Origin of the sequence: Burkholderia sp. NLJ2, from assembly GCF_049487195.1 — a bacterium.
GTDB lineage: Bacteria > Pseudomonadota > Gammaproteobacteria > Burkholderiales > Burkholderiaceae > Burkholderia > Burkholderia pyrrocinia.
The window spans coordinates 1,289,870-1,307,912 of the sequence record NZ_CP137810.1 but is presented as its reverse complement, the minus strand read 5'-3'; the positions used below and the strand labels follow the sequence as shown (position 1 = coordinate 1,307,912).

9 protein-coding genes are annotated in these 18,043 nt (G+C 68.5%); 3 read left to right on the top strand and 6 right to left on the bottom strand.

Features of this window, described 5'->3' with window-relative positions; all coding sequences use genetic code 11:
* Positions 1–61 precede the first annotated feature (61 nt).
* The 3 genes from mgtA to R9B84_RS28115 all read right to left on the bottom strand — a co-directional run bounded on the left by mgtA (position 62) and on the right by R9B84_RS28115 (position 5,216).
* Positions 62–2,824, bottom strand: coding sequence for a magnesium-translocating P-type ATPase (gene mgtA, locus R9B84_RS28125; RefSeq protein WP_423763243.1), 2,763 nt, complete (start codon positions 2,822–2,824; stop codon positions 62–64).
* Between the two features lie 47 nt (positions 2,825–2,871).
* Positions 2,872–3,030, bottom strand: a complete 159-nt coding sequence (locus R9B84_RS28120; protein WP_172902973.1) for a hypothetical protein — start codon at positions 3,028–3,030, stop codon at positions 2,872–2,874.
* A 530-nt stretch (positions 3,031–3,560) separates the two neighbouring features.
* On the bottom strand, positions 3,561–5,216 hold the full coding sequence (locus R9B84_RS28115) for a S8 family peptidase (RefSeq protein WP_423763242.1): 1,656 nt from the start codon (positions 5,214–5,216) through the stop codon (positions 3,561–3,563).
* A 410-nt stretch (positions 5,217–5,626) separates the two neighbouring features.
* On the opposite strand from R9B84_RS28115, the gene R9B84_RS28110 reads away from it, so the two are divergent.
* From R9B84_RS28110 to R9B84_RS28100, 3 genes are all read left to right on the top strand, one after another.
* A complete protein-coding gene (locus R9B84_RS28110; protein ID WP_047903062.1) occupies positions 5,627–6,523 on the top strand; it encodes a glutamate/aspartate ABC transporter substrate-binding protein in 897 nt (298 codons plus the stop codon).
* Between the two features lie 351 nt (positions 6,524–6,874).
* Positions 6,875–8,122: a multidrug effflux MFS transporter gene (locus R9B84_RS28105; RefSeq protein ID WP_423763241.1), complete on the top strand. Its 1,248-nt coding sequence runs from the start codon at positions 6,875–6,877 to the stop codon at positions 8,120–8,122.
* Positions 8,123–8,214: 92 nt separating this feature from the next.
* Positions 8,215–8,736, top strand: coding sequence for a GNAT family N-acetyltransferase (locus R9B84_RS28100; RefSeq protein WP_423763505.1), 522 nt, complete (start codon positions 8,215–8,217; stop codon positions 8,734–8,736).
* A gap of 29 nt (positions 8,737–8,765) precedes the next feature.
* Here the strand turns inward: R9B84_RS28100 and R9B84_RS28095 are convergent, their stop codons facing one another.
* The 3 genes from R9B84_RS28095 to R9B84_RS28085 form a co-directional block, all read right to left on the bottom strand.
* Positions 8,766–9,455 carry a hypothetical protein gene (locus R9B84_RS28095; RefSeq protein WP_423763240.1) on the bottom strand — a complete coding sequence of 230 codons (690 nt, stop codon included), beginning with the start codon at positions 9,453–9,455 and terminating at the stop codon, positions 8,766–8,768.
* A gap of 270 nt (positions 9,456–9,725) precedes the next feature.
* Positions 9,726–11,963 (bottom strand): penicillin-binding protein 1C, encoded by a 2,238-nt coding sequence (gene pbpC / locus R9B84_RS28090; protein ID WP_423763239.1) that lies wholly within the window; start codon positions 11,961–11,963, stop codon positions 9,726–9,728.
* A 7-nt stretch (positions 11,964–11,970) separates the two neighbouring features.
* Positions 11,971–18,006, bottom strand: a complete 6,036-nt coding sequence (locus tag R9B84_RS28085) for an alpha-2-macroglobulin family protein (protein ID WP_423763238.1) — start codon at positions 18,004–18,006, stop codon at positions 11,971–11,973.
* Positions 18,007–18,043 lie beyond the last annotated feature (37 nt).

The window sequence follows — 18,043 nt, the reverse complement described above, 5'->3', positions numbered from 1 at the left end:
GCGTCGTGAAAAGCCGGCCCGCGCGCGTTTCGCGGGCCGGTACATCGTCATCCGAACGGAATCAGAACCACTGCTTGTAGCGGCGCACGTAGATCGTCTTGACGATCTGCGCGAGCAGGATGTAGCCGACCATCGTTGCGGCGAGCCACAGCCAGAAGGTGCCCGGCAGGTGCATGAAGCCGAGCGCGTCCGCGAACGGCGAGAACGGCAGCCAGCACCCGATCGCGATCGCGGTGAACGTCGACAGCAGCACCGGCAGCGCGGCCGTGCTTTGCAGGAACGGAATCTTCTGCGTGCGCAGCAGGTGGACGACGAGCGTCTGCGACACGAGGCTCTCGATGAACCAGCCGGAGTTCATCACGATCTGGCCGCCCGTGCCGCCGTTCAGGTGATACATCGCACCCGCGCCGAACACGGTCCACATCAGCACGTACGTCGTGATGTCGAACACCGACGACGTGGGCCCGACCCACAGCATGAAGCGGCTGATGTTGCCGGCTTCCCACTTGCGCGGCTTCTTCAGGAACTCGGGATCCATCTTGTCCCACGGCAGCAGCATCTGCGACGTGTCGTAGATCAGGTTCAACACGAGCAGCTGCGTCGCGAGCATCGGCTCCCACGGCAGGAACGCGCTGGCGACGAGCACCGAGAACACGTTGCCGAAGTTCGAGCTCGCGGTCATGTTCAGGTACTTCAGGATGTTGCCGAACGTCTCGCGGCCCTTGATCACGCCTTCCTCGAGCACCATCAGGCTCTTTTCGAGCAGGATGATGTCGGCGGTTTCCTTCGCGATGTCGGCGCCGCTGTCGACCGAGATGCCGACATCGGCGTCGCGCAGTGCGGGCGCATCGTTGATGCCGTCGCCGAGGAAGCCGACCGTGTGGCCGTTCGCCTGCAGCGCCTTGACGATGCGCGCCTTCTGCAGCGGCGTGAGCTTCGCGAATACGGTCGTGCGTTCGACCACCTGTGCAAGCGTTGCATCGTCGAGCGCTTCGATTTCCGCGCCGAGGATCGGCTTGCCGGGTTCGAGGCCGACCTGGCGGCACACCTTCATCGTGACGGTCGGGTTGTCGCCCGTCAGCACCTTCACCGCGACACCGTTCTCGCGCAGCGCGGCGAGTGCCGGCGCGGCCGACTCCTTCGGCGGATCGAGGAAGGTGAGGAAGCCACGCACGACGAGGTCGCGTTCGTCCGCGGTGCGGTACTGCTCGCGTTCGTCGCCGCGCGGGATCGTGCGCGTCGCGAGCACGAGCACGCGGAAGCCGTCCTCGTTGTATGCGTTGGCCTGTTCGAGCAGCCGCTTGCGCGCGACGAAGTCGAGCGGGCGCACGCCGTCCTCATCTTGCACATGCGTGGAGACGGCCAGCATTTCCTCGACCGCGCCCTTGCAGACCAGCAGGTGCGTGCCGCGCGTATCCTCGACGACGACCGACAGGCGGCGCCGCACGAAGTCGAACGGCAACTCGTCGATCTTCTTGTAGCCCTGCGGTTTCACGCGCTCGCCGATCTCGTCGGCGCGCGCGACGACCGCGATGTCGATCAGGTTTTTCTGGCCGCTCTGGTGGAAGCTGTTCAGCCAGCCGAGCCGCAGGATTTCCTCGTTTTTATGACCGGACAGGTCGAGGTGGTGTTCGAGGATGATCTTGTCCTGCGTGAGTGTGCCGGTCTTGTCGGTGCACAGCACGTCCATCGCGCCGAAGTTCTGTACCGAGTTCAACCGCTTGACGACGACCTTGCGGCGCGCCATCGCGATCGCACCGCGCGCGAGGTTCGCGCTGACGATCATCGGCAGCATTTCGGGCGTCAGGCCGACGGCCACCGCGAGTGCGAACGTGAGTGCGCTCAGCCAGTCGCCCTTGGTCAGGCCGTTGATCATGAAAACGATCGGCACCATCACGAACATGAACTTGATCAGCAGCCAGCTCACGCTCGAGACGCCGCGGTCGAAGCTCGTTTCGATGCGCTTGTGGCTCACGACGTTGCGGGCGAGCGAACCGAAGTACGTGTCTTCGCCGGTCGCGACGACGACGGCCGTCGCCGTGCCGCTGACGACGTTGGTGCCCATGAAGCAGACGTTCTCGAGATCGAGCAGCGACGTCGATGCATCGTTCGCCGCGCCGGCCGCGCGCGTGCTCGCGGATTTGCCGGCCACCGCACCGAGCGTGTCGTACTTCTCGACGGGCAGCGCCTCGCCGGTCAGCACGGCCTGGCTGATGAACAGGTCGCGCGACGCGAGCAGGCGCACGTCCGCCGGGATCATGTCGCCGGCCGACAGGTGCACGATGTCGCCGGCCACGACTTCGCGCATGGGCACCTCGCGGCGTGAGGGCTCGGCCGTGTCGGTCACCGCGCGCTGCACGGTGGCCGTCGTGCGGACCATCGCCTTGAGCTTCTCGGCCGCGCGCAGCGAACGGAACTCCTGCACGAAGCGCAGCAGCGCGCTGATCGTGACCATCGTCAGCAGGATCGTCATGCCGACATAGTCGCGATCGTCGGGCGCCGCGAACCAGACGTCGGTGCAGAAGCTGATGGCGGCCAGCACCAGCAGCACGTAGACGAACGGGTTGTGGAACGAGTGCAGCAACTGGCGGGTCCAGTGCGGCGGCTTGTCGTGCGCGATTTCGTTCGGGCCGTAGTGTTGCAGGCGGTCGGCGGCCTGGTCGTAGGTGAGGCCGCGCGTGCTGGTGTGCAGCGACTTCAGCGTGTCCTCGAGCGGGCGGGCCGCTTCCTGCGCGGCGCGCATGATGCGCGGTTCGTTCTGCTGGCTGGCGCCGGCCTTGATGAAGCCGCGCTGCTTCTGTTGCGATGTGTTGTGTCGTGTCATGAGTCGCTCCTAGCGCACGAGGCGGCGGGCGGGGAGCGGCCGTGACGTTATCGACGCACGAGCGCTCCCCGCCGCGTCGCGTCAGGCGCGATCGGCTGTGGATCGGTAAAGGCGGGAACGCTCGCCGGCGCGTGGAGTGCGATCGGCGTGTCGATGCGCAGCGTCGCACCGGCGAGCGGTAATCGACTACTGTCGTCTGAGTTCATCTGCACTCCTGTCGGTTGCGGGTAATCGGCGCGGGCGATCGGCAGCCGCGCACGCACGAAGGCGCGCGGCCGGACGGCACGCGAACGGAAAACGCACGCGGCTGGCGCCGCGCGCAACACGAACGCACACGCGCGACAGCGCGTCGCGTGCATTCGACAACATCGAAAAATTCGGCGGGGAATCTGGCCAGTCAGGCCGGAAGGACGCCGCATCCTGCTTCCCGGGATGCGGCAGAAGACGAGGCTCTGCGCGTTTTCCTCAGGCAGCAGTCAAGTTGGTCGAGCACCAACTACAACTCGCATCGGTGTTCACAGAACACTCCATGTAATTAGACGGGGGCGATGGTAAAGGCTCGTCGTGCGAAGCGTCAACCCTTTTGTCAGGTGTTATTTCGAGAAACGGAAGCGAAGCGATCGGCGAGCGCCGGATCGCCGGATCGCCGGATCGCCGGATCGCCGGCCGCCGAAAGAAACAAGCCGCGCGCACGCCATGTCGGCATGCGCGCGGCTGCGGCGAGGCAGGGCGCCGGTTACGGGGTGGTTGCCGCGACCGCGGCCCCTGCGTCGAGAATGCCCGAGCCCGCCGGCATCGCGGTGCACGACGTGCCGGCCGCCAGCTTCGCCGCGCGCGTGCCGCCTTGCAGCTTCTGCTGGATCTGCGTGGGCGTGAGGTTGCCGTTCACCGCGAGCATCAGTGCGGCGACACCCGTCACTTGCGGCGTCGCGAGGCTCGTGCCGCTCGCCGGGCCGTAGGTGTCGCCGCCCGGCGTCGTCGTGCCGCCGTTGGCCGTCGACAGGATGTTGACGCCCGGCGCGCTCAGCGCGATGTTGGCGCCGAAGTTGCTGAACGATGCGCGTCGGCCGGTCGCGTCGGTCGCGCCGACGCTGATCACGCCGCGGCAGTTCGCGGGCTGGTCGAGCCCGGTCGACAGGCCGTCGTTGCCGGCAGCGACGACGACGGTCACGCCCTTTGCGTTCACGTCGTCGATGGCCTGCTGGAACGTCGCGCTGCACGCGCCGACGCCGCCGAGGCTCAGGTTGATGATTTTCGCGGGCGTCGGGTTCGTCGGTACGCCCGTGACGGGAATGCCGGCCGCCCAGCGCATCGCGTCGGCGATGTCGCTCGTTACGCCGCCGCACTTGCCGAGCACGCGCACCGGCAAGATCCGGCCGAGCCACGACACGCCGGCGATGCCGATGCCGTTGTTGGCGGTCGCGCCGATCACGCCCATCACGCGCGTGCCGTGCCAGCTACTGGCGCTCGGTTCGCTCTCGCAGTGATAGTACGGGCCGCTCGCGTTGTCGAGTTCCTGTTGCGTGACCCAGTCGCCCGGGTCGGTCGCGTCGGGGCCGCGCGACAGGCCGTTGTTGCTGGTGTTGACGTTGGTGATGAAGCTGTAGCCGGGCAGCAGGTTGCCGACGAGGTCGGGGTGCGGCCGGTAGCCGGTGTCGAGCACGGCCGTGATGACGGTCGGCGAACCCTTGGTCGTGTTCCATGCGGGCGGTACGTCGATGCCGGCGTTCGGGTCGGACAGATACCATTGCTGGCTGTAGCTCGGGTCGCTCGGCGTGTCGCGGATCTTCATCGGGTGATCCGGTTCCGCGTAGTCGACGTCGGCGTCGGCGGCGAATGTCTGCGCGAGCGCCGTTGCGTCGGCGGCCGCGACACGCTGGCCGAGCGACAGTACGGCCGCGCCGTTCGAGATCGTCCGCTCGACCTGCACGTTCAGCGGCGTTTGCGCGACCGTGCTCGCATAGGCGTGTGCGCTGCCGGTCACCGGTGCCGTCCAGCGCGTCATCGAGCGCTGGATCACCGCGTCGAGCCGCGTGCCGTCGTCGATGGCGGCCATCGCACGCGCGGCCGTCAGTGGCTTCAGCCTGACGATCAGGTGATCGACCGGCGGTTCGTCGGGCGTGGACTGGGCAGCCATCTGCACGGCGGCCTGCTGGGTCGTGCAGGCGTTGCTGCCGGACGTGTTGGGCGGGGTCGTCGGGGCGGGCGCGGGGGCAGGCGTCGGGGCGGGGGTGGGGGCTGGTGCTGCGTTGGTCGGCGACGGGTTGCTGCCGTCGCCGCCTCCGCCGCCGCAGCCGGCGAGGGGCAGGAGGGCGGCGGCAGACAGCATGCCGGCGAGCATGCGCGCATGAGCGGAGCGCGCCAGCGCGATATTGAGACGTTTGGCTCTCATGTTGAAACTCGATCCTCGTAGATAACCGTCGTGCCGGCGGTGGCGCTGGTCCGGCTGACCCGGACCTTGTCGTTTTTGTCTGGTGGTCGCGGCTGGGTTGCTGCGACGCGCCATGCACTGGGTAACGGCCGCTGTAGCGGCTTCTTGAATATGTTTTGTGTGAAAAATGAGCGGGACGCAAACGATTACGTTGCGGCATAGCAGCATGAACACGCGTTTGGAACGGGCGACTGAGCACGCGGAGCGAGACCGCAGGCGGAAAGGCGCGGCGCGGGCGCTTTTGCGCGCCACGGCAACGGCCGCACGCGGCGTAGCCGCCGCCGAGCGCGCCGGACGCTTTCCCTGATACGGTGCGAATTTTGTTAGGCGTACGATCGCGATTCGATCAACGTTTCGTCAGGAGAAAAAGAATGGATCGCCGTTTCCGTTTGCTGGCTGTCGCGTTGTCCTGTGCGCTGGCGGGCGCAGCGCATGCGCAGGCCCTCACCGGCACGCTGAAGAAGATCAAGGACACGGGCATCGTGTCGCTGGGCATCCGCGAATCGTCGGTGCCGTTCTCGTATTCGGACAACCAGCAGAAGAACATCGGCTATTCGCGGGACATCGCGTCGCGCATCATCGACCAGTTGAAGACGGAGCTGAATGCGCCGAACCTCACGGTGAAGGAGATTCCGATCACGTCGCAGAACCGGATTCCGCTGCTGCAGAACGGGACGATCGATTTCGAATGCGGATCGACGACGAATACGCTCGAACGGCAGAAGCAGGCCGCGTTCTCGAACAGCATTTTTCTCTATGGCATCCGCTTCAGCACGCGCAAGGATTCGGGCGTAAAGGACTTTTCGGACCTGGCCGGCAAGACGGTCGCGACGACGGCCGGCACGTCGGACGAGCGCCTGCTGCGCAAGCTCAACGAAGAGAAGGCGATGAACATGACGATCATCAGCGCGAAGGATCACGCCGAAGCGTTCATGAACGTCACGACCGGGCGCGCGGTGGCGTTCGTGATGGACGAGCCGCTGCTGTACGGCGAGATCGCGAAGGACCGCAATCCGGGCGCGTACACGGTGACGGGCACGCCGCTCGTCCACGAAAACTACGCGTGCATGATGCGCAGGGACGATCCGCCATTCAAGCACGTCGTCGACGGCGTGATCGCGAAGATGCAGACGTCGGGCGCGGCCGAGAAGCTCTACAACCAGTGGTTCATGCAGCCGATTCCGCCGAAGGGCGTGAGCCTCGGCTATCCGTTGTCGGCGGAGATGAAGCAGTTGTTCAGGAATCCGACGGACCAGGCACAGTATTGATCCGAACGCGGTGCCGTCATGAAAGACCGCCGGCGCTGCCGGCGGAGTCGACGGCAGGGGCGAGCGGGGCGCGACATGCGTGCGGCGTCGATTGACGCCCCGCGTGCGGCGGGTGCGTCGCCGCGGTAGCGGAACATGCCCTGTGACCGGGCCGCCCCAATGACGGGAGCCGGCCCGGCCAGCGTATTGCCGCGCGTGCCGCAATCGGCTTTCAACCTCGCCCGCGCCAGGGGAATCCGGTCGCCCGACGCAACAACGGGCACAATACGCCATTCGCCACGATCGCACGCATGTTCGCAATTCGAACATGTGCGGCCGCGTCACCGCTGCCCGACATCCTTCCCAGTCGTCATGAACGCCACGCCCACTCCCGCGCGCGAGTCGAATTCGCCGCGTTTCCTGCTGTTCCTGATCTGCCTGTTCGCGTCCGCGGGCCAGCTCGCGATCGACATCTACGTGCCCGCGCTGCCCGACATGGCGCGGTCGTTCGCGACGACGCCGCAGGCGATCCAGTCGAGCGTGTCCGGCTACATGGCGGCCTACGCGCTCGGCCAGCTCATCTTCGGCCCGATCGCCGACGCATACGGGCGCAAGCGCGTGCTTGCGTTCGGGCTCGTGATCTACACGATCGGCTGCCTGCTGTCGCTCGGCGCGCAGAACCTGGAGACGTTCGTGCTGGCGCGCTGCCTGCAGGGTTTCGGGATCGCGACCACCAACCTGCTCGCGAAGGCGATCATCACCGATTCGTTCTCCGGCCAGGCGCTGATGCATGCGTTCACGTACATGTCGATCGCGTGGGGGCTCGCGCCGATCGTCGCGCCGGTGATCGGTGCGCACCTGCAGACGTGGTTCGGCTGGCGCGCCTGCCTCGTGTTCCTGCTCGTCTACTCGCTGGTGATGTGGGCGTTGCTGTGGCGCTATCGGGAAACCTTGCCGAAACCGGTGCATCTCGAGCCGCGCACGCTGATGGCGAACGCGGGCAAGGTGCTGGCGAGCCCGGTGTTCCAGAGCTGCTTCCTCGCGCAGGGGCTGTGCTACAGCATCCTGCTCGTGTTCAACATCGTCGGGCCGTTCATGGTGCAGACCACGCTGCACAAGCCGCCGACGTTCTTCGGCTATCTCGCCCTCGGCATCGGACTGATGTATTTCCTCGGCGGCCTGTCGAACCGGATTCACGGGCGCGGGCTGCCGAGCGCCGAGCAACGGCTGCGCATCGGCGCGCGCGTGATGGCGGGTGCGTCGGTCGCGATGCTGGTGCTGGCGCTGACGGTCGGCCTGCGCGTGTGGACGCTCGCGACGCCGGTGCTCGTGATGGGCTTCTGCGCGGGCGCGATGTATCCGACGCTGATGGCCAAGGGCAATTCGCTGTTTCCGCATATCGCGGGCCTGACGAGCGCGATCCTCGGGTGCGCGCTGCTGCTCGTGTCGTCCGCGATGATGGGGCTGGCCGGCTTCGTGTCGATCCACGTACTGACGCCGCTCGCGGTGTTTTTCGTCGCGCTGTCGTTCATCGTCGTATGGATGGTGACGAAGCTGCTGCGGTACCTGACGCAGCAGCAGGCCGCGACCGTCGTGTGCGGGAGCGGGGAAGCCGCTTAAGCGTTTCGTTGATCGATCGCGAGCGACGGCGACGCGGGCGAATGGCCTCGCTCGCCGGACCGCTGGCGCAACACACCGCATCCGACCGAACCATGAGCCCGATCCTGCTGAACCGCGTCGCCCGATCCGACGCCGCCGACCTGATCGCCGCCAACCGCGCGAGCCGGAGCCACCATCTGCCGTGGGTCGACTCGTTCACCGACCAGGCGGGATTCGACCAATGGTTCGCCCGCTGCCTGACGGGGCCGAATGTCGGCCTCGTCGCGCGGGAACGGGCGTCCGGGGCGGTGGTCGGCGTGGTGAACGTCAACGAGATCGTCGGCGGCGTGTTTCAGAGCGCGTATCTCGGGTACTGCGGGATGGCGGATTTCAGCCGCAAGGGGCTGATGACGGACGCGTTGCGCGCGGCGATCGGCGTTGCGTTCGGCGAGCTCGGGCTGCATCGGCTCGAAGCGAACATCCAGCCCGGCAACCACGCGTCGATCGCGCTGGTTCGGCGGCTCGGCTTCCGGAAAGAGGGGTTTTCGCCGCGCTATCTGCGCATCGGCGGCGAATGGCGAGACCACGAACGGTGGGCGCTGCTGGCCGACGACGAGAACGTAGCGGGCGCCTGACGTTCGATTCCTTTCGCGCCGCAGGCCGCCTACAGCGGATGCGCGGCGCCGGCCTGCGCCAATAGCGAAACGGCAACCGGATCCGGCAATCCGTTCGAATCGATCGCGCCAGCCTTGGCCAGCGCACCGAGATCGCTGTCGACGCCCGGTTGCCCGACCACGAACGACGTGGTCAGGAACGCCGGCGTCGTCAGCGTGACCGCATAGCGCTGCTGCAGGTTGGTCACGACGGCCGATTGCGCGGCCTGCACGGCGTTCGGGCTGTTCATCACCTGCTGGAAGTGCAGATTGCCCTGGAAATTGCCGATCAGCCCGGCCGTATTCGTGCCGAGCTGTGCCGCGAGATAGACCAGCATCAGCTCGGTCTCGGGCGTCGTGTTGAAGGTGCCGCCCGCAAAGGCGAGCGAATGCAGGCTCGTGCCGCCCGACGTCACGGTGATGACGCACGGCAGCGCGGCGTTGACCGTCACCTGGTAGTTGCCGCCGCCGTCCGTCAGCGTCGTCGCCGAGCCTGTCGCGCAACTGACCGCCACCGACGCGCTCGCGAGCGCGTTGCCCGTGGCGGCCGTGCCCGACAGGGAGACGGTTTGCGTGTTGTTGTTGACGCAGGCATCGACGCCGAAGCAGGCGTCGCCGTTGCAGGCCTGGAGCATCGCGAGCGTTGCGACGCAGAGCGCGCCCAGCGCGGGGCGGGTGAAGCGCGTATGGCGAATGTTCATGGTCGCGGGTGTCCGGGGGAAGGGAGCAACCGGTGCGCGCCCGGGGAAGCGGCGCTGCTTACATTCTAGATTCCCGAATCGCGGGCTGCTTGCCCGTTTTCCCGTTTGCCCGTCGGGCTGGAATCCTTTCAGTTTCCTTCGTAACGGGTGATGTCGGGCGACGACTGAACACGACGAGAGTACGCGTCGTTCCCGAGGGGGCGGGCGTGCCGTTCAGCGGCGCGAGCCTTGCGGCAACGCGGCCGGGCTGCAAGCGGCCGGCTCACGCGCTCAGGGCTTGCGCGCGGCCGGCTTCGCGAACGCGCCGCGCACCTCGAAGCTGATCGCATCCGCGACGTTGCCGCGCGCGTCGACGAGTTCGAGCCGGTGCCGGCCCGGCCACGGCATCCACGCGACGCGGTCGGCATGGCCGATCACCTTGTCGTCGAGCCGCCACGCGAACCGCGCGGCGCGCCCGGCCGAACGTTCGAACCAGATCCGCTGGTTCTTCGGCGGAATGTCCGGGTCGATCGCGAAAATCGTGCCGTCGGTCGGCGCGCCGATCGTCAACGGTGCGCGCGCACCGTCCTTGCCCGGCGTGACGGGCGCGGCGAGCCGGATCGTGTCGACCGCCGTTCCCGCGATGAACCACTCGTTGCGTGCCGGCTCGACGTCGCGTTCGAACGTGATGCGGCGCGTCTCGACGCCGGCCGGCGCGCGCGGCGCACGGCTCGGCAGGTCGCGGTGCAGGTAGCCGACGACGGCCGACCACACGGGCGACGCGCCCGTGACACCCGACACATCCCACATCGGCGAGCCATCCGCGTTGCCGACCCACACGCCGACCGTATGGCGCGACGTGAAGCCGACGGTCCAGTTGTCGCGCATGTCCTTGCTCGTGCCGGTCTTGACCGCCGAGAAGAAGCGCGTCGCGAGCGGGTTGTCGAAGCCGAACGTGCGGACGCGCGCATTGTTGTCGGAGAGGATATCGGTAACGACGAAGCTGGCCGCTTCGCTGAACACGCGCGTGCCGCCGTCCGTACGCGCGGGTGCCGGTGCGCCGGGCGCCGGTGCCGGCGCGGGCAGGTCGACGACCTTGCGTGCGACGCCGCCGTTCGCGAGTGCGCGATACGCGTTGGTCAGCGACAGCAGCGTGACGTCGGCACTCCCGAGCGCGAGGCTGAAGCCGTAGTAGTCGCCTTCCTGCGCGAGCGGCAGGCCGAGCGCGGTCAGCGTGCGTGCGAAGCGGTGCGGCGTGACGAGCACGAGCGTGCGCACGGCAGGCACGTTCAGCGAGCCGCCGAGCGCGCTGCGCACGCTCACCCAGCCCTTGAAATCCTTGTCGTAGTTCTGCGGAATGTACAGGCCGCCGCCGGCGGCGAGGTTGATCGGCGCGTCGTCGAGCAGCGACGCGGCGGTCAGCCGCTTCTCGTCGATTGCCTGCGCATAGAGGAACGGCTTGAGCGTCGAGCCGGCCTGGCGCGGCGCGAGCACGGCGTCGACATCGCGCGCACTCGACAACGCGCCCGACGATCCGACCCACGCGCGAATCTCGCCGGTCGCGTTGTCGATCACGACGACCGCGCCGTCCTGCACGTTGCGCCGGTGCGCGGGCGCGTTGAGTTCGGTTAGCGCGCGCATCAGCGTGTCGCGCGCGAAGCGCTGCAGCGGCGCATCGAGCGTCGTGCGGACCTGCGCGCCGGCCGCCGGCCTGACCTCGGCCGCGATGCGCCGCGCGAAGTGCGGGGCGAGGGCGGCGCCGTCGTCGCGTATGGCGTTGGCCGGACGCGCGGTGACGAGCTGCACGTAGCCGTCGAGCGACGCGCACGCCTGTTCGGCATGCATGTCGCGCAGGATCCGGCATGCGCGCTCGGCGACCTTCGCGGGCGTCGCGTTGGGCGCACGGACGAGTGCGGCCGCGATCGCGGCTTCGCGCGCGTCGAGGCCCGACGGCGCCTTGCCGAACAGTACCTGCGACAGCGCGCCGAGCCCGACCGTCTCGCCGCGGAACGGCACGAGATTCAGGTACGCCTCGAGGATCTGGTCCTTGCGCCAGCCGCGTTCGAGCAGCAGCGCGTTCATCGCCTGCGTGGCCTTCTGCGGCAGCGAGCGCTGGCCCGAGCGGCGCGGCGAATCGCTGAGCAGCCCGGCGAGCTGCATCGTCACGGTCGACGCGCCGCGCGTGCGCTCGTTCCACAGGTTGCCCCACGCGGCGCCGGCGATCCCGCGCCAGTCGACGCCGCTGTGTTCGTAGAAGCGCTTGTCCTCGGAAACGACGATCGCCTCGCGGAACGCGGGCGATACGTCCGCGAGCGACACCCAGTCGCCGCGCCGTTCGGCGAGGTCGACGCGCGTGCGCTGCAGCGGCGTGCCGTCGCGCGCGAGCAGCACCCAGTCGGAACTGCGCCAGTTGCGGCGCACGTCGTCGTAGCCGGGCAGCGCATGCGCGACGAGCGGCGCGGCCAGCACGACGGCGACGAAGATGCGGCCGGCGAAACGCGCCGGCCGCGGCAAAACCCGATCGATCATCGCGTGCTCACTGCTTGCCCGCGTCGGCCGGCTTGACGGTCATCGGCGGGTTCGGCCACAGGCCGTACACGGAGGGTGCGTACAGCGCCTCGACGCGCGTCGGCGGCAATCCGAACGTGCCGACGTTGTTCAGCCGCACCGTGTACTCGACCGAGAATTTGCCCTTCGGCAAATAGTCGTAGTACGCGCGATAGCCGTCGAAATCGCGCTCGATGAACGCCGGCCACGCGCCGTCGGGCGTCTTCTCGCCCTGCGTCGCGGCTTCGGAGTCGCGGCCGAGGCCCGACCCGAGGATCGTCGCGCCGGACGGGATCGGATCGTTGACGACGACCCACGTCATGTCGCTCTGCGCATCGATGTCGAGATGCACGCGCACGACGTCGCCGCGCGTCAGCACGCCCTTGGCGGCGGGCGACACCGGCGTGACGGTCTTCGTGATCCGGTAGCCGGCCGCGAACGGCGCGCGCAGCGGCACGGCCGCGAGGCTCTCGACCGTCGCCCACGGGCGGCCCGTGCCTTCCTGCGTGACGGACAGCGTGGCCGGTGCCTGCGACGCGCGCGGCCACGGCATCAGTACGCTGCGCGCGACGGCGGCGCGGGTCGCGGCGGTGGCCGACGCCGGCGTGTCGGCGGGGGCCGGCGCCTGCGACCACGAGATCGCGCGCTCGTTGCCGCCGAGCGTGACCTTCGTCGTGCCGGAGACGGGCGTGCTCTCGTAGGTGCGCGAGAAGCGCTCGACCGCGAGCAGCCCGAGCGCGTTCGACGTCGTCGTCTGCCATGCGCCCTGGCGCTGCAGCGCGAGCAGGCCGGCCGTGACACGCGGCATCTCGTCCTTCCACGCCGGGTCGCCCGCGAATTCCATCGCGAGACGCGCGGCGTTGGTCTCGTTGCTGGTCATCAGCCACCACAGGTCGTCGTCGCGCGCGGTCGAGAACACGAGTTGCGTGCCCTGGTACGTGAGGCGTGCCCGCAGGATCTGTTCGACCTGCGCGCGCTTCTCGTCGCGTTGCGGGATGTCCTTCACGCGCGTCAGGATCGCGTGATAGTCGATCACCGCCGACGTCGGCCACTGGTTCGGCGCAATCTCGATCGAACCGAGCATGCGGCCTTGTGCAGCACCGTAGCGCGACAGCGCCTCGATCGCGGCGAGCTTGCGCAGGTCGCGATCCTGGCGCGGCGCCCACGCATTGCGCTCGATGCGGCCGTCGACGAAGCGCGCGAGCCCGGCTTCGAGCTGCGTGCGCAGGTCTTCCGGCAGCGCGAAGCGCGGGTCGGCACGGCTCGCCTCGTCGGACAGCACGAGCAGGTACGACGACAGCGTCGGGCTGCCGTAGTGCGAATTGTCGGAGGGCGGCGGGAAGTAGCTAGCGAGCCCGTCGCTGTCGAGATAGACGGGCATGCGCGCGACCAGCGCCTGCCATTGCGCGGGGTCGCGCAGGCCGATCGCGCGCGACGCCTGCTGTTCGAGGCAGCGGTACGGATAGCGCTCGAACCAGCGGCGCACGCCGGGCAGGCCGTCGGCCAGCTTCGACTGCAGCGACACCGCGATGCCGCCGCGCGGCAAGCCTTGCGCGTTGTTCGCGGCGCCGGCCGGGGAGGCCACCGGTACCGTCAGCGTGCCGTCCACCTGCGCGAGCGTCGCCTGCTGCACGGTCACCGGCAGCGCGGGCACCACCTTCTGCGCGACCGCCAGCGCGTCGGACGCGCGCTTGCCGCCTTGCTCGGCCGCTTCGATGCGCCAGTTCAGCGCACCGGCCGCGTCGAGCGCCTGCTCGGGCACGGTGATCGTCCACGCGACCTCGGTCGCCGTATTGGCCGCGAGCGACACGGTTTGCGGCGCGACGTCCAGGCCCGTCACGCGCGGCGTCACGACGACCTGCATCGCGCGGTCGGTCGTGTTGCGCAGCGTGACCTGCGCGCGGAACGCGTCGCCTTCGCGCACGAGCGGCGGCAGGCCGGAGATCAGTTGCAGATCCTGCGTGCTGCGGATCGACGTGCTGCCGGTGCCGAAACGGTCGGGGCCGACCGCCGCGATCGCGACGATCCGGAAGCGCGTGAGCGCGTCGTTCAGCGGCACCTCGACGGTCGCGCTGCCGTTCGCGTCGAGCGCCACGCGCGGATTCCACAGCAGCAGCGTGTCGAACAGCTCGCGCGTCGGCGCGCTGCCGCCGCCGCCGCCGGCCGGCACGGCCTTGCGGCCGAAGTGGCGGCGGCCGACGATTTCCATCTGCGCGGTGGCCGTCTCGACGCCGTATGCGCGCCGTCGCAGCATCGCGTCGAGCAGGTCCCAGCTGTTGTTCGGCATCAGTTCGAGCAGCGCCTCGTCGACGGCCGCGACCGCGATCTGCGTGCCGGCCGGCGCGGGCTGGCCGTTCGGCAGCGTGACCTTCACGTGCGCCTGCGCCTTGCTGCGCACCGTGTAGCGCGTCGCGTCGGTCGTCACGGTCACGCCGAGACGGTGGACGCCCGTGCCGACCTTGATCTCGCCGAGGCCGTAGCGGAACGCGGGCTTCGACAGGTCGACGAACGCGGTCGGCGCTTCATAGTGGCGACCTTCGCGCCAGAACGCGCGCGCCCATTCGACCGGTGCTTTCCAGCCCCAGGTGAAGAACGAGTACCACGGCACTTCGCGAATCCGGCCGCGCAGCGCGAGCACCGACACGTAGACGTTCGGCCCCCACGATTCGCCGACCTTCAGGTCGACGGTCGGGTTCTTGCCGTTCAGCTCGACGATGTGCGTTTCCATCACGCCGCCGCGTTCGACCGCGACGAGCGCGGTCGCGTAGCGGAATGGCATCCGCACCTGGAAGCGGGCCGTTTCGCCCGGTTCGTACGAAGTCTTCTCCGGAATCACGTCGATCCGGTCGGTGTTGTCGCCGCCGAACCAGAGTTCGTCCTCGCGCGTGACCCAGACCGACGTCGATGCGTTCGACGTGCGGCCGTCGCCGTCCTTCGCGACCGCGATCAGCTGCACGTTGCCGGCCTGTTCGAGCGTCGCGTCGCAGGCCATGCGGCCCTTGTCGTCGGTCTTGCCCGAGCACAGCACGCCGAGGTCGCGCGTGTCGCTCTTGTTGTCGTACGCATAGAAGCCGCCGACCATCCGCTTGCGCGACGACGTCGTGATGCGCGCGACGCCCTTGATCTCGATCGGCACCGATGCGCGCGGCTTGCCCTGCAGGTCGACCGCGAGCGCCTGCACGGGCACGCGCTGGCCGACCGACACCCAGCGGCCGGCCTTGATGCCGGCCACCACCGCGGCCGGCCACAGGATCGTGTCGCCGCGAATCGTCTGCACTTCGCCGTTCGGGTCCGCGAACGTCGCTTCGAGTGCGATGCGCTTCGGCGCGTCGACGTCGGGCAGGCCCTTGAGCGTGACCGAGCCCGCGCCGTTGCGGTCGAGCGTCAGCGGCAGCTTGTCGGCTATCAGCTTCGTCGCGTCGGGATCGTTGTTCGACGACGATGCGTTGTCGCCGTCCTGCGAATCGTCGTCGGCGTTGCCGTCGCTCTTGTCGGGGCGATACGGCGTGAAGCTGAAGTCCTCGAAGCGATCCGCGAACGGCGGCGACGCCCACTTCATCAGCGCCGACACCTGCACCGGCAGGTTCGATGCGCCGCCGCCCGACACGTAGTCGATCTGCACCGCGAGCGGCGCTTCCTTCACGGCGACGAGCGGGCTCTTCTGCGCGTCGCGCGCGCCGATCGATCCCTTCAGCACCGGCAGGCGGAACGCCTCGACACGGAAGCTGCCGCTGTAATAGGTGGCGGTCGGTGCGTCTTCCGGGCCGCCTTCGAGTTCGACGCTGTATTCGCCGAGCTTCGCGGCGGGCGGCAGCGTGAACTGCGAGTCCGCGCTGTGGTCGGCGGCCCACGTGAGCGGCAGCTTGTAAGTCTGGCCCGTACCGAGATGGCGGATTGTCACGCGCGTCGGGTATTGCGACGGGAACGCGAGGCTCTGCAGCGTCTCGGACCGGATGAAATGCTTCATCGACACGGTTTCGCCGGCGCGCAGCAGCGTGCGGTCGAACACCGTGTGTGCGCGCACGGTCGGCGCGCTGTCGGTATCGGTCGGCACGTTGAAGCGCCACGATTCGATCCCGCGGTTCCAGCCCGAGCTGACGAACGCCATGTCGGGGCCCGTCTTCGGATCGTCGACGCGCGCCGACACGAAGTAGTCGTCGAAACGCTCGGACGCGCGGCATTCGTGCTTCGGTTCGAACTGCCCGTCGATCTTCAGCAGGCCCTGCGCATCGGTCTTGCCGGCCGCAATTTCATCGCCGTTGCAGTCCGACACGCGGATCTGCGCGTTCGGCACGGGCTTGCCCTTGTCGAGCGTCGTGACCCACACGAGGTTGTTCTCGCGGCCCTGTTTCAGGTGCACGCCGAGGTTCGTGACGAGCACGGTAGTGCGCACGTACATGCTCGACGGCTTCGCGAGCAGCGAGCGGCCGAGCGCGGGCGACGCGAGTTCGAGCACGTAGAAGCCGGGCTTGTCGATCGGCACGCCGACGATCTCGAACGGGCGCAGCGTCTTCGGGTCGGCTTGCGGCAACGTTAGCGCCTGCGCGCCGGGCTCGCCCTTGAGCAGCGACAGCGAGCGTACGTCGATGCGGCGGTTCTGCGGCGCGGGCTGCTTTTCGCCGGCTTCGAGCGGCACGTAGACGGGGTGCTGGCCCTTGCGTGCCAGCAGGCCGGGAATCTGGCTGTCGATCGAGCCGGCCGTCATCGACCAGTTGTCGAAGCGGTCGACGGTGCGCATCCACTGGCGGATCGCGGTGTCGTTCTCGACCTTCAGGTTCGCGAATTGCGCGCCGCCCGCGTTGAGGCCGGCGATATGCAGGTCGGCCTCGACGTTGCGCAGCGTGACGGGCACGAGCGCGGGCGTATCGGGTTCGGCGAAGCGCTCGACGATCCCGAAGGTGCCCGACGAGAATTTCGCGAGCGGTGGCATCGGCGCGGTGCGCGTCGCCAGCGGGAACAGGTCGGCGTTGGACAGCGAACGGTCGGTCACGTCGCGCAGGCCCGACGGCAGCTCGATCGTCAGGCCGGCCTGCGCGGGCAGCGGCGGGTTGAACGTGACGGTCGTCACTTCCTCGCTGTGGTCGTCGGCCGCGAAGGTCGGCGACAGCGAACCGTCGGGGGCGCGCAGCTTGATCGCCTCGGCGTTCTTGCGCGAGATCGGCGCATTGAACGACAGCGTGAGCGGGCGCAGCGGCGTGCAGGGCGCCTTCGCGTTCTCGCGTTCGCACGAGAAGCTCGCGGCGAACGGCGCGCGCACGGTGAAATCGAAGCGCCTTTCGGTTTCGTTCGCGATGTCGCTCGGGCTCGCGACCCCCTTGCCGTACACGAGCTGCATCTTCGCGCTCGCCGGCAGCGCCTGCGAGCACGACAGCGTCAGTACGCGCGCGGCTTCCTTCTTCAGCCCGAAATGGTCGAGCAGTGCGTTGCGCGTATCGTCGTCGGCGGCCGTGACGGGAATGCGGTTGCCGATGCCGGCCGCTTCGCACCAGATGTTCGCGAGCGCCGAGCGCGGTTCGGCCGGGCCGTTCAGCTTCAGCACGAAGACCTGCCGTTCCTCGATCTCGCGCGAGCCGGGGCGCACGTTCACCGGGAACGGGCCGCCCGTCTGGAACGTGAAGCGTCGCGGGCCGCTGGCCGCATTGCCGGCGACCGAGCGCAGCGTGTCGTTGAGCGCGACCGAGCAGCGCACGCCGGGCGGCAGGTCGTTTTCGAAGTCGTAGACCCAGGTCTTGTCGTCGAGCCAGTGACCCTGGCCGCGTGCGGCAGTCGAATCGTTGCAGGTCACGCGCGCGGGATTCGGCGCGGAGGCCGAGCCGAACGCGACCATCGGTTCGTCGAACTTGACGACGGTCTGCCGGACTTCGGTGACGGTACCTTGCGGCGACACGCTCACGGTGCGCGCTGCGAGCGCATGCAGCGACAGGGCCGCGGCACCGCCGAGCGCCGCGACGGCGCCGATGCGCCAGAGCAGTCGAGTCGTGTGGTTGGTTCGTTTCGCTTTGTTGTGCTTGTCGTGCTGCTTCATCGCTCGATGCCCTCGGAGGGAAGCTTTCTGTTTGATT